The 13,319-nt window shown below is 41.5% G+C and carries 14 protein-coding genes; 12 read left to right on the forward strand and 2 right to left on the reverse strand.

Annotation, left to right across the window (positions count from 1 at the left end; translation table 11 throughout):
- The first annotated feature begins 25 nt into the window (after window positions 1-25).
- From E5336_RS04115 to glf, 8 genes are all read left to right on the forward strand, one after another.
- On the forward strand, window positions 26-1,474 hold the full coding sequence (locus tag E5336_RS04115) for a flippase (RefSeq protein WP_135979808.1): 1,449 nt from the start codon (window positions 26-28) through the stop codon (window positions 1,472-1,474).
- A 1-nt stretch (window position 1,475) separates the two neighbouring features.
- Window positions 1,476-2,666, forward strand: coding sequence for a hypothetical protein (locus tag E5336_RS04120; protein WP_135979809.1), 1,191 nt, complete (start codon window positions 1,476-1,478; stop codon window positions 2,664-2,666).
- Window positions 2,653-3,705 (forward strand): glycosyltransferase, encoded by a 1,053-nt coding sequence (locus tag E5336_RS04125; RefSeq protein ID WP_135979810.1) that lies wholly within the window; start codon window positions 2,653-2,655, stop codon window positions 3,703-3,705. Before E5336_RS04120 ends, E5336_RS04125 begins: the two co-directional genes overlap by 14 nt.
- Window positions 3,706-3,715: 10 nt before the next feature.
- Complete coding sequence (locus tag E5336_RS04130) at window positions 3,716-4,717, forward strand: glycosyltransferase family 2 protein (protein WP_135979811.1); 1,002 nt, start codon at window positions 3,716-3,718, stop codon at window positions 4,715-4,717.
- Window positions 4,702-5,694, forward strand: a complete 993-nt coding sequence (locus tag E5336_RS04135) for a glycosyltransferase family 2 protein (protein WP_135979812.1) — start codon at window positions 4,702-4,704, stop codon at window positions 5,692-5,694. Before E5336_RS04130 ends, E5336_RS04135 begins: the two co-directional genes overlap by 16 nt.
- A gap of 62 nt (window positions 5,695-5,756) precedes the next feature.
- Complete coding sequence (locus tag E5336_RS04140; protein ID WP_135979813.1) at window positions 5,757-7,421, forward strand: LCP family protein; 1,665 nt, start codon at window positions 5,757-5,759, stop codon at window positions 7,419-7,421.
- A gap of 54 nt (window positions 7,422-7,475) precedes the next feature.
- Window positions 7,476-8,582, forward strand: a complete 1,107-nt coding sequence (locus tag E5336_RS04145; RefSeq protein WP_135979814.1) for a glycosyltransferase — start codon at window positions 7,476-7,478, stop codon at window positions 8,580-8,582.
- Between the two features lie 11 nt (window positions 8,583-8,593).
- Complete coding sequence (gene glf, locus E5336_RS04150; RefSeq protein WP_135979815.1) at window positions 8,594-9,718, forward strand: UDP-galactopyranose mutase; 1,125 nt, start codon at window positions 8,594-8,596, stop codon at window positions 9,716-9,718.
- Window positions 9,719-9,907: 189 nt separating this feature from the next.
- Here the strand turns inward: glf and E5336_RS04155 are convergent, their stop codons facing one another.
- The gene (locus E5336_RS04155) at window positions 9,908-10,195 is read right to left on the reverse strand and encodes a helix-turn-helix domain-containing protein (RefSeq protein WP_135979816.1); all 288 of its coding nucleotides are present in this window, start codon (window positions 10,193-10,195) and stop codon (window positions 9,908-9,910) included.
- A complete protein-coding gene (locus E5336_RS04160) occupies window positions 10,192-10,584 on the reverse strand; it encodes a type II toxin-antitoxin system RelE/ParE family toxin (protein WP_277820777.1) in 393 nt (130 codons plus the stop codon). Before E5336_RS04160 ends, E5336_RS04155 begins: the two co-directional genes overlap by 4 nt.
- 201 nt (window positions 10,585-10,785) lie before the next feature.
- Between E5336_RS04160 and E5336_RS04165 the strand changes: the two genes are divergently transcribed.
- The 4 genes from E5336_RS04165 (at window position 10,786) to E5336_RS04180 (ending at window position 13,315) form a co-directional block, all read left to right on the forward strand.
- Entirely contained in the window at window positions 10,786-11,763 is a 978-nt protein-coding gene (locus E5336_RS04165; protein ID WP_135979818.1) for a hypothetical protein, read from the forward strand.
- A 15-nt stretch (window positions 11,764-11,778) separates the two neighbouring features.
- Window positions 11,779-12,033, forward strand: coding sequence for a DNA repair protein (locus tag E5336_RS04170; RefSeq protein WP_135979819.1), 255 nt, complete (start codon window positions 11,779-11,781; stop codon window positions 12,031-12,033).
- A 74-nt stretch (window positions 12,034-12,107) separates the two neighbouring features.
- Window positions 12,108-12,839 carry an SGNH/GDSL hydrolase family protein gene (locus E5336_RS04175; RefSeq protein ID WP_135979820.1) on the forward strand — a complete coding sequence of 244 codons (732 nt, stop codon included), beginning with the start codon at window positions 12,108-12,110 and terminating at the stop codon, window positions 12,837-12,839.
- A complete protein-coding gene (locus E5336_RS04180; RefSeq protein ID WP_135979821.1) occupies window positions 12,836-13,315 on the forward strand; it encodes a DUF4358 domain-containing protein in 480 nt (159 codons plus the stop codon). Before E5336_RS04175 ends, E5336_RS04180 begins: the two co-directional genes overlap by 4 nt.
- Window positions 13,316-13,319 lie beyond the last annotated feature (4 nt).

Below are 13,319 nucleotides of genomic sequence, written 5' to 3' on the forward strand. Positions count from 1 at the left end.
CTTTTTATTTTGGAGAAGAATTGATATGAAAGTGCATTCGATAAAACTGAATTTTATTATGAATTTCCTGCTCACCGCCTCTTCGATTTTGTTTCCGCTCATTACATTTCCGTATGTTTCAAGAGTGTTAGGACCAACGGGAACCGGAAATGTTACGATGGGAACATCGGTGGTGTCGTACTTTACGATGGTGGCGATGCTGGGTGTCCCAACCTATGGAGTGCGCGTATGCGCCCGTGTACGGGATGATCGAATCGAACTCTCGCGGACGGTACAGGAATTGATGATCATGAATATAGGGATGATGGTGCTTGCCTATATCGCGTTCTTTATCACCATTTTATGCGTGCCGAGCTTTTCGGTGATGAAAACACTCTACTTTGTCAGCGCATTGGCCATTGTATTGAATGTGATTGGCGTCAACTGGCTTTATCAGGCGCTGGAGCAATATTCCTACATTACCATGATGTCCTTGTTGTTTAAGGTCGTGGCGCTCATCCTCATGTTTACTTTTGTTCATCAAGCCAACGATTATATCGCCTACGCGTTGATTACCGTCATTGGCGGGTTTGGATCGAGTATATTTAACTTTATTCGACTTCGGAAACTCGTGGATTTACGTCCTGTGGGAAATTATGATTTCAAACGGCATATTCGACCAATGTTTACGTTTTTCGCCATGACGGTGGCGACAACGGTATATACGAATCTCGACGTGGTGATGCTTGGACTGATGCGATCCAATTATGATGTGGGCTTGTACAACGCGGCCGTTAAAATCAAGACGATCATGGTGTCGCTGGTCACCTCGTTAGGAACGGTTCTGTTGCCGCGGATCTCGTATTATTTTGAACAAAATAAGATCCAGGAATTTCACGCGCTTGTGTCAAAGGCCTTTTCGTTTGTGCTGCTTTTAGCAATCCCGTGTTGCGTGTATTTAATGGTTTTTGCGAAAGATACGATTTTATTGTTGTCGGGAGAAAGCTTTTTAGAAGCCATTCCAGCCGTGATGGTCATTACTCCAACCATTTTATTGATTGGGCTTTCCAACATCACGGGAATCCAGGTTCTTGTTCCAACTGGAAGAGAAAGTTTGGTATTACGAAGTGTCGTTTACGGAGCCATCGTGGACTTTGTATTAAACATGTGCCTGATTCCGGTATTTGGAGCGGCAGGAGCGGCTTTTGGAACGTTGATGGCGGAATGTGTCGTTTTCATTGTTCAACTTTTTTACTTGCGGGACATGGTGAAAGAAATCGTTCAGCATTTGGAATGGCGGAGTTTGATTTGCAGTTTTGCACCAGCGCTTCTCGTTCTTGTGGGAGTTTGGTGTTCGCCGATCCAGGGCGTATTCTGGCGGTTGCTTGTCGCTGGCATCGCGTTCTTTGGGGTTTATGGAATTGGCTTGATTTTCAATAAAGAAGAAATCGTAATGTCTGTGATTGGAAAATATTTGCCAAAGAGAGGAGGGTAATATGAAAGAGAAATGGGTAGGAGTCGTTGATTTGTATGGAAGATATTCCCAAAGGATTTTATCCATTGCCGGGTCTGCTTATTTAGCGGTCGCTTTGCTTTCTTATTGCTTATTGTTTAAGCAATCTCAATCGGTATGGAATGATGTAGCAGTAATCGGGTTAGATCTCATTCGAAAAGCTGCATTTATCATTTTTTTGATTAGCATCCTTTACAATATATGGAAGAAAAACCTGGATTGGAAATTGTGTGGTGGCTTTTTTCTGTTATCTGGTTTGGTTACTTTTTTTTCAAAAGATGCAGAGCCGATAAAAATGTTTTTTTTACTAACGGCGCTTTCCGTGTTTCCGTTTGATTTTATTTTGAAGAAGTATTATAACGTACAGTCTTTTATTTTGTTGCTTGTGATCACATTGACAGCGTTTGGAGTCATTGAAAATATTTTATACGATAAAGATCGGATGCGATTTGGGCTAGGATTTGATTGGACGACGACAGCGGCCGTTTTATTGTTACACATTCTCATTCTTTATGAATGTGTGCGAAAGTATAAGTGGAAGAAAAATGAAGTCTATCTTTTTCTTGTATCTATTGTGGTGATTTACTTATTTACAGATGCTAGATTTATATTCATAATGAGTATTTTGTTTTTGCTTTTAGTCGTATTTCAACAAAAGACGCACTTTCTTTCTTGTCAAAAAAAGTCAATTCAAATGATATTCACTTGTTTGCCAATTCTTTTTTTGATTATTTCGTTTTTAGGCTTTTTATTTTATGATCCAAACAATGAAATCTGGCGTACTATAAATTCCTTATTAAGCGATCGACTCGCTTTAGGGCATACCGGTTTGATGAGGTATGGATTTACTATTTTTGGACAACCCATTCAATGGATTGGCTATTCATTTACACAAATAAATGGAACATATAACTATATTGACAATTCATATATTCGGATTTTCTTAGAAACAGGAATATTCAACTTAATTTTTTATATGACAGTATGTAGTTTAGGAATTTGGAATTTGTGTAAAAGAAATCAGATTCGCAAAGTATTGGCTTTTTCTTTTTTAATTATTCTGGGTATGATTGAGCCATTCTTTTTTAACCCGCTCTTCAATCCTTTCTTGATTTTGGGATTGAAAGATTTAAATGATAAGCTAAAGAAAGGTCGGGTATATGCAAAAATCTAAAGTGCAGTTTTCCGTTGTGATGCCTATTTATAATGTGGCGCCTTATCTTGAAAAATCTATTTTATGTATATTAAATCAAACATATTTGGATTTTGAGCTTATTCTCGTAAATGATGCATCGACCGATTCTTCTTTGGAAATATGTAGAAAATTTGAAAAAGAGGAAAAAGTTAAAATTATTGATTGTTCAAAAAATCAGGGAGTAAGTACAGCTAGAAATTTAGGATTACAGTCCGCTTATGGCGAATATATCTTATTTATTGATCCAGATGATTCGATTGATTTAAACTTGCTTGAAATATATGATCAAGCGATTGAAAAGTACCATCCAGATTTAGTGATCGTAGGCGCTAAAGAAGAATATATGAACCAAAATGGGAAGATTGAATACGAGAAGGTGATCATTCCGGAAAAAAGCAAAGTGTATGATTCCCAAGAATCTATTTATGAGGAAGCGCTTTTTCTGGAAGCGAAGACTTTATTTGGATATCCGTGGAATAAATGCTATCGAACAGAGCTTTTACGAAAAAATGGGATAGCCTTTAAAAAAGTAAAGATGATTGAAGATATTCGGTTTAATTTGGCACTTCTTCCCTATTTAAAGTCGATGCAAACGTTGTCTGTTGCTCCGTATCATTATGCCATTCGTCCCAACGCGAGTTTGACACATCAAAAATTGGCAGATTATTTCGAGCTTCATACGACCCGGATCACTCTTTTTATTGAAGAATATGAACGCCATATGCCGGAGCTTCTACCACGTTGTAAAGAAACGATGGCCCCGATCTATTGCCGGTATTTGTTGTCGGCGATTGCCCGTTATGAAGGAACGGATATAAAAAAATGGCTGAAAAGTGTATATGAATCGGAATTGTTTAATATGTTGCATCCGTATATGCATTTTGAAGGCAAAAAGAAATGGATTTATACCCCTCTTGTATCACGGAATATAGGATGGAGTATCGCGGCTGGAAAGTCTGCCGGTTTTGTAAAAGAGAAACTGCCAACGCTTTTCGCAAAGGCAAAACAAACACGATAGGAGAACAGCTATGAATGAATTGGTTTCAATCGTTGTACCAATATACAATGTGGAAAAATACTTGTCAAAATGCATTGACTCCTTGATTAGCCAGACATATAAAAATTTAGAAATCATATTGGTCAATGATGGCTCAACAGATCAAAGTGGGGAGATTGCTCAACAATACGCAAAACAGGATTCGCGAATCCGATATATCGTCCAGAAAAATAAAGGTCTGGGAGGAGCAAGAAATACAGGACTTGAATATGCCAAAGGAAACTATATTTTATTTATCGACAGTGATGACTACATTAGGAATAATATGGTGGAAAAAATGGCAAAAGTGTTGGAGAAGAATAATTTGGACATTGTAGTTTGTGAATATGAACGAGTGAATGAAAATGGAGAGTGCATAGAAAGCCATCAATTACCTTTTTTAGAGCAGAAAGTTTATGAGCCTCTTCATCAAAAAGAAGTGTTGCTCATGGATCCGGCGGCATGGAATAAGATGTATAAAAGAGAGTTGTTTGAACATACAAATTTACGATTTCCGGATCGCGTATGGTATGAGGACTTGCGAACGACACCAAAGTTGATCGCGCAGGCAAAGCGGGTTGGCTTTCTTCATGAACCATTTTACCTTTATTTGCAAAGAGCAAGCTCGATCATGAACTCCACGACTTTATCAAGACAAGCCGAGTCTTTACAGGCGATGGATGATTTGATCCATTATTTTAAAGCAAATCATCTTTATAAAACGTATGAAAAAGAATTGGAATTTTTGTGTATTGCCCATGTGTATGTGTTTGGAATCAACCGGGTGGCGCGGATTCCGCACAGCAAGGCGATGATTCAAAAGTTTAAAGAGTATACAGTGGAAAACTTTCCAAATTTCCATTCCAATCCGTATTTTTCTTTGTTTACACCAAAGGAGAAAAAATTTTATGAATGGATCGACCACAATCAAATCTGGAAGATCCAACTGGGAGATAAAGTGAAAAAGGAGGTTAAAAAATGGAAAAAACATTGACGATCACGATTCCTTCTTACAATGTGGAAAAGACATTGAAAGAAACGGTCGATTCTTTGCTGGAGCCTTCGATTTTAAATGATTTGGAAATTTTAATCGTAAACGATGGTTCGAAAGATTCGACTTCTGAAATCGCGCACGAATACGAGAAAAATTATCCAAATACAGTGCGGGCAATCGACAAGGAAAACGGGGGACATGGCTCCACGATCAATACGGGTATGCGAGAAGCGACAGGGCGGTATTTTAAAGTGGTCGATGGTGACGACTGGCTGATTACCGAGAACCTTCCACGATTTCTTGCAGATTTAAAGAAAACGAATGCGGATATTGTGTATAATCCTTTTTTTGAAGTCAATGACCAAACCAAAGAGAGAAAAGAAATTGGACAGGCTACAACAAATCTTTTGTTTGAGCATGTATATGCTTTTGATGAGGTTTCAAATCAGTTTTCGATCCAGATGCATGCGATGACATATAAAACATCTATTTTGAAAAAACATCATATTGAAATTGATGAACACAGATTTTATGTGGATGCCGAATATGTGCTGATGCCGATTCCGTTTGTCCAAACGATTGAGCTGTTAGAATATCCGATGTATCTTTATCGCATGTTTACCGAACAACAAAGCATGAATGTTAAAAATATGCAGAAAAATGTTCAGCATCACTATGATGTTGCGATGCATATGGTAGATTATTATTTGCGATACGCGCCTTTATTGACGAAAGAAAAACAGGAATATATGAAGAAAAGAGTTTTGGCGTTAATTGAAATGCAATACCAAATCTACTTTAGTTTTCCGTTCGACTGGAATGTCACAAAAGAAATTGACCGATTTAATCAGGAGTTAAAAGGAAAAGACGCACAAATCTACAAAGACAGCCAGGGTACGATGGTACGCTTCATCCGGTTGCAGCCCAAATTGTTTTATCCGGTTATAAAACTTCGCGAAAAAGTGAGACGTTCATAAAACGAATTTTGCTTTTAAATAAGAAATATGGTTAAATAGACACGACATAAGAGAGGTACACCATGAATAAAGGATATCGAATATTTTCAATTATCTTGACTATATTGACTGTATTAGCAACTGGATTTTTTGTTTACCAGTTGGTGAAGCTGGGTGTATTGCCTACACAGATTTTGCTTCCAATTATTGCAGCCATCATACTCATTGTTTTGATTATGGCGTTGCTTGTTGTTTTTATGGCGAAATCCGTGGTATCCAGATCCATTACCAGTATTTTAATGGTTTTGATTTGTGCAATCATCGCGTTTGGCGGGTTTAATATCTACAAAACAAGCAGCATGCTTTCGAACATTACAACACCAGAAGGGAAGGTTGCAAACAAGATCTCGGTTGTGGCTTTAAAAGATAGCCAAATCGAAAATTTGAAGGGCCTTCGGGATAAAAAAGTTGGCGTATTGAATACATTGGATCGTGTAGGAACCGATAAGTGTCTGGATGCGATTGCCAATGAAAATGTCACCATTACGCAAACGGGATTTGATGGATTGAATGCGGAAGTGGCGGCGCTCTATGATCATTCTGTAGACGCAATTATTTTGAATGAAGCAAGACGTGGAAGTGTGGCGGAAAACGAGCAGTACGCAAATTTCGACAATGACACGAAAGTTGTGTATGAAACCGTGTATTATACGGATGCGGTACAAGGAAGCGCGAAAAAGGTAAACGATATTACTCAGCAGCCATTTACGGTGTTGATTAGTGGAAGCGATTCCCGGAATGGTTTCGCGGAAGCCGGACGCAGTGATGTAAACATGGTGGCCACGGTCAATCCGCAGACACATACGGTTCTTTTGACCAGTATTCCGCGTGACTTCTATGTGACAACCCAATGCGATGAAGGATATGGATGCGCGCAAGGGCAACTGGATAAATTGACACATACAGGATTGCATGGCGTGGAGACGACTAAAAAGACGATTGAGAATTTCCTGGGCATTGAAATCAACTACACATTGCGGGTAAACTTCAATAGCGTTGTCAACCTCGTTGACGCGTTAGGCGGTATCGACGTGTTTGTTCCGGAAGGATACGCTGTGGAATCGTTCTGGACGAATCCGGCTTATGGTGTCCATGAAGGGGAAAACCATTTGGATGGCGAAGGCGCCTTGGCGTTTGCCCGGGAGCGGTACGCCTATACCGAAGGGGATTTCCAGCGAGTAAAAAATCAGCAGACCGTATTGATGGCGATTGCGCAAAAAGCGTTGTCTCCGGCTGTCATTGTCAACTACTCCCGTTTGATGGACGCATTAGGTGGTGCGTTGGAAACCGACTTAAGTGACGAGGAAATCCAGAAGCTCATCCATAATCAAATTGACAATGGTGGAAACTGGAACTTTATCACAACGACGCTAGATGGTACGGGAAGCACAGAGTTCTGCGCCGAGTTAGGTGACCGTGCCTACGTAACGATTCCAAACGAGGAATCTGTACAAATGGCCCGTCAGCAAATTCAGGAAGTTTTGGAAGGACAACCGGTGACAGAATCGGCGCCAGCACAAGAACAACCAGCTGAGCAGCCACAGGAAGAGACGCCAGTGGTGGAAGATCAAACGTATGTAGAAGAATCGACATCGCAAGGAGATGTATATTATGGCGAGGATCAAACTTACGTGGAAGACCCAGTCTACTATGATCCAAACGCGGTGGATTCCACTTACGGCTATTAAAGGAGAAAGAAGAGAGAAGAATAATTCTCTCTTTCTTTGTGTAAAGGAGAAAGAATGAAAAGAATTTTGATTGGCTATATTTCCAATACAAAAGGAAGTGGCTTGGATAATTATATTTACAATCTTGTGGATATCCTGAAAACGGAAGCTGTTCAGATTGATTTGTTAAGCAGCGCAATCGACAAAGAACTAGAAGAAAAGTATAAGGCGAATCCGAACATACGATTCTTACCTATTGATCGAATCCCGCATCCAAAAAAACGATATGATCAAATTAGAAAATATGCCAAAGAAAACAAGTACGACATCGCTTACTTTAATATCTCGGAGGCATTTGATTGTTTTGGAAATCTTGCTTGCCATCAAATCGTTCCGGTTGTGATTACACATAGTCATAGCGCTGGAAATGATAACCAGAATCGGTTAAAAAGATACGTTTCGAAAGTAGCACATATTTGTGGAAGACCAGTTATTAATAAATATACAACTTATTGTTTTGCGTGTTCGGATTTAGCGGCAAATTGGTTGTTTGGAAAAGGAAAAAAATATCGACTGATACGTAATACGATACAGTCGAAACGATTTCTTTATAATTCGATGAATCGAAAAGAAGTAAGAGAACAATTAGGAATTTCTGAAGAGACTGTGGTTTTGGGGTTCGTTGGAAATTTAACCTATTCTAAAAATCCATTTTTTCTACTTCAATTTATGAAAGAGTTAAGAAAGAAAATTCCAAATAGTTATTTATTGATAATTGGTGATGGACCTTTGAGAAATTCATTGGAACAAACTGCAAGTAAAAATAAACAAAATTATATTTTATTTTTAGGAAAAAGATTCGATATAGAACGATATTATAGTGCGATGGATTTGTTTGTGCTTCCTTCCAATTTTGAAGGATATGGAATAGTTGGCGTAGAGGCGCAAGTAAATGGGCTTCCATGTTTGTTTTCCGATAAAGTTCCTAAAGCCCTCGCCTTCAGCAATCACAGCCTTTTCTTCCACACTCAAAATATGGAGGAAGGGGTTGAAAAAGCACAAAAGCTTCTTCAGCTTGGAAGGATGGATCCAAAAGAATATCCGTCGGAGATCTTGTATGATTTGAACGATCAAAAACAGGAATTTATTGATATTTTTATACACGGGGAATTTGAAAAATAAAGGAGACAAATATGAAACAATACGACTATTTAGTGGTAGGAACCGGTTTGTTTGGCGCGGTATTCGCGCAACAGGCAAAAGAACAAGGAAAAAAAGTGTTGATGGTGGAAAAGCGAAACCACATCGCCGGAAACGTATATACAAAAACGGTGGATGGAATCCATGTGCATGAATATGGCGCGCATATTTTCCATACCAACAATCGCACGGTATGGGATTATATTACGCGGTTTGCGACCTTTAATCGTTTTACCAATGCGCCCGTCGCGAATTATAAAGGAGAATTGTATTCACTTCCGTTCAACATGTACACGTTCAATAAAATGTGGGGCGTGATTACGCCGCAAGAAGCGAAAGCGATGATTGAGCGTCAAAAAGAGGAATCGGGAATTAAAGAACCGAAAAATCTGGAAGAGCAGGCGATTTCTTTAGTCGGCAAGGATATTTATGAAAAGCTCATCAAAGGATATACCGAAAAACAATGGGGTCGCGACTGCAAAGATTTGCCGGCGTTTATTATCAAACGGCTGCCTGTTCGTTTTACGTTCGACAACAACTATTTCAACGCGCTGTATCAGGGCATTCCCATGGGTGGTTATACAAAGATGGTGGAAAACATACTGGAAGGCATCGAAGTGCGGTTAAATACAGACTATTTAAAACAAAAAGAAGAACTGGACGCCTTGGCGGATAAAGTCGTGTATACAGGACCGATTGATGCGTATTTCCACTACGCGTTGGAACCGCTCGAATACCGTTCCGTACGCTTCGAGGTGGAGCATTTGAATACGGATAACTTCCAGGGCAACGCGGCCGTGAACTATACAGACCGCGAAACGCCGTATACCCGAATCATCGAGCATAAATGGTTTGAATTTGGAAAGGATGAGGAAGGAAACGATATTCCGACCACGATTATTTCAAAAGAGTATTCTTCTGAATGGAAACTGGGAGACGAGCCATACTATCCAGTCAATGATGAAAAAAACTCCAGGCTGTATGAACAATATAAAGCGCTGGCAGAACAGGAAAAAAACGTTGTGTTTGGTGGTCGTCTGGCGGAATACAAGTACTACGACATGGACGCGGTAATCGCCCAGGCGCTGGATTGTGCGAAAAAGGAACTGCAAAAATAACACATTGATTTTTTAGAATAAAACCCTCCGAGGTATAAGATCGAATAAGCATGCAAAAGCTTATTATGAATCTTATGACCGGAGGGTTTTATTTATTTAAACTGATGGTCTTCTCCACCGTTTTTACTGGACTTGTTTCAGCGCATTGTGTGGGCTTATCGTCGTATAATATTTACTAACAATCATGATTTAAAAAACCTGTCTTGATTTTGAAACGGTCAGAGATAAGCCAAGGTGCTGAAGGATATTTAAGAGGGTTCTTAAATTTGGCATGGTTTGGCATGATTCAATTCTCGCAATAGAAGATTGAGGTAGCTTGCAAAGAGCTGCTAAATCTCTTTGTGATAATCCTAGTCTATTTCTTTGTTCAATAATTGTCGAAATAATGGCGGCCAATTCTTCTACTTCTTTCATATCTTTTGCGATTTCTGAATCAACTTTATATACATGTTCTTTATAATCATTCCACGTTTTCATAGATTTTCATTATCCTTTCTATGCAAATAGTCATCTCTTTCGCGTTTTGCCTTTGCGATTTCACGTTTGGGAGTTTTTTGAGATTTTTTTCGAAACTGATGAAGTAATACGTATGTATTGTTTTGAAAGAAAAAATAAAAAACCCTGTTATTCCCGGGGCGGAGTTCCCAAATCCCATCTTCTAAATATTTTGTGATATTCTCGCTCAAATGGGTGCCATTTTTTTGAAGAAGTTCTATATAAAAAGAAATTTGTTTATATTGTACCCGTTCATTCTTATTTGATTTGGCATTTTTTCTTAGCTTTTCAAGAAAATTCCAAACTTGGCTTTCTCCGTTTTCATTTTCATAAAACTCTATTGTATACATTTTTATAACTTTTCCCTCCATAAATAAGGTAAACTTAAATTTAATTTTATCTTAAAACTTCTTTTTCCATCCAAATGATAGCATTAATGCTATCGCATATCAATTCATAAAAAGAGTTTTTCCAGAAAACTAGAGTTGGCCGGATCCTCCATCCCCCATTGAAAAACCTTCGCCCAATCGGTATACTAAACTAAGATAAAAATATAAGAGAAGGGAAAAACTATGTCAGAAGAAAATAAGAAAGTGACGCCGCCACCCGTGGATCCAAAAAAGATGAACCTCGGACCGGCGCCATGGTATAAGAAAAAGGAAACCATCATCGGTTTCGCTCTTGTCGCCGTCGTTCTTGTCGGCATCATCGTCGGCGCCGTCGCGTTCGCCAATTTTAAAGTGATGGACACACTGCAAACCATCGCCCCGCAGGAAACGTACGATTACCGGCTACTCAATCAATCGTCCGAATATATCGTCAACGAAGACGCGGACATTGTTCTCGAACCTATGGACAGCCAAGTCATTGGGAAAGTGAAAAAAGACGACATCGTCTGGTGTGAAAACACCGCCTACGTCGACGAAACCGAAGCGCTCTGGGGCCAGTTGAAAAACGGCTGGATCCTGCTGCGCGACCACGAGAAAAACTACGCCAGCGAAAACGTGTTGCGCGAAGTGGAAAGTGATGGCGGCGAACTCGAGCTCGAGCAACCCGCCACGACCTACGAAGACCCATCGCTTTCCGCGCCCGAAGCCGGCCAGCTCGAAGGCGATCAACGCGTGCCTTACGAAGCCATCTATCAGGATTTATCCGGAAACGAGTGGTTCCAGCTCGAAAACGGCGCTTGGCTCCACCGCGAGGAAGGCATGAAAAAAATCGTCGCCGCGCCATCGTCCAAGAAAAAAGAAGAAGCCGCGCAAACCGACGAAGAAACTATGGAGGAGGGCGAGGAAATTCCAACCGAGTTTATCGCGAAATACACGATGAAAATCCGCAAGGAGCCAAATCTCGATGCCGAACGCACCGGAACGATCCAGGAAAATCAAACCGTCGTGATCTCCGAGCTCAAAGACGGCGACGAGGAAAGCGTCTGGGGCAAAATCGTCGACGGGGACTGGGTGTGCATGCAGGACAAAGAATACACGTACTTTGAGAGAGCCGACGAAGATGAGGAAGCGGACACGCCATCCGCGGAAACCGAAGAATAAAGCCAAGGAGGACTTATGACCGAAAAGGAACTCAGAAAACTATCCCGGCTCGACCTTCTCGAACTGTTTGTCGAGCAAAGCAAAGAAGTGGAACGCCTGAAAAAAGAGCTCGAAGAAGCCAACGCGAAACTGGAAGACCGCCGGCTTTTATGTCAAAATACCGGCAACATCGCCGAAGCCGCGCTGCAAATCAATAAAATCTTCGAACAGTGCCAGCAGGCCGCGGACGATTATTTAATCAGTGTCCGCGCCAACGTGAAACCACAATAAAAATCCCGAAAACTCTCTGCACGGAGAGTTTTTTTCTATACCCATTTTTCAGGAAACAGAGTACAATAGAAGGCATGAAAAACAAAAAAATAAGGGGAAAAATCCACTGGTACTACGCGGTGCCCGTGGTCGTGGGAATCGTGGCGATTGCCATCGCGCTCTGGCCCAAGCCTGTTCTGGAAGGAGAGAACTACATCAAAGAACAGGATCAAAAATCAACCGACGAACTCGCCGGAACGCTCGCCAATCGTCGTTCCGCCGAACTGACCGCCGCCAGCGCTAATGAACAAATGAGTATTTACGACCTATTCGACTCTTACGCGATCCTGGGCGACTCACGCGCCGTCCGCTTCCAAAACAGTTTGGATCCAAGCCGCGTCATGGCCGACATCGGCGTGAAAATCACGAATATCGACAACTACCTGTCCACCTTGCAGTCGTTGCAGCCACGCGTGATTTACACGTTTTACGGACTCAACGACATCCACTCCAACCTCAATGGACTGGAAGGCGGCTATGAAAAAATCGTCACCGACGAACTCAAAAAAGTCGCAGAAGTTTGTCCGCAATCCAAAATCATCGCGCTCAGCATCCTGCCTGTTCAAAACGACGACGCCATGAACGAGCAAGTCGCCATCTACAACGAGGCGCTCAAAAAAGCGTGCGAGCAAAACGGATGGACTTATCTTGACTGCACCGATCTGGTTCACGACGAATACTACGAACCAGACGGAGAGCACTTCTCCGAAAGCTTGTATCCGCTGCTGGCCGAACGCATGTACAGCGCGCAGGAGGACCGCCCATGAACATCAAAGTGATTCGCGCCTGCAAAGCCGTTCTGCTCGTCTTGCTCTTCCTTATGGTCGCGCCCCATTTTTTCAAGCCGAAAAACTCCGACGCGCCCTTCGAGCAAGTCGTCAGCCAGACGATGCAGGACATCGACCAAAACGTGTACCCGCAACGGGACAATCAAGCCATCAAACGCTATCTCGGACTGGAACCGGCAAGCTATGAAAACATCGCTTTTTACCGCACGGAGGACGCGATGAACGCCTCCGAGCTCGTCATCGTCCGCTTTCGGGACGACACACAAGCCGCTCCCTTTGAGGAAGCCGTCAACAAACGCATGGAAAGCCAGAAAAAGATTTACCAGGGCTACGCGCCCGAACAGGAACAACTCGTCAAGGAAGGGCGCGTGGACATCGAAGCCAACTACGCGCTCTACGTCGTCGGCCCGCAAGCCCGCGCCATCGACAAACAGTTCAAGGAAAGTTTGAGGTAGTCCC

It is taken from the genome of Dubosiella muris, from assembly GCF_004793885.1.
Classification (GTDB): Bacteria; Bacillota_I; Bacilli_A; order Erysipelotrichales; family Erysipelotrichaceae; genus Dubosiella; species Dubosiella muris.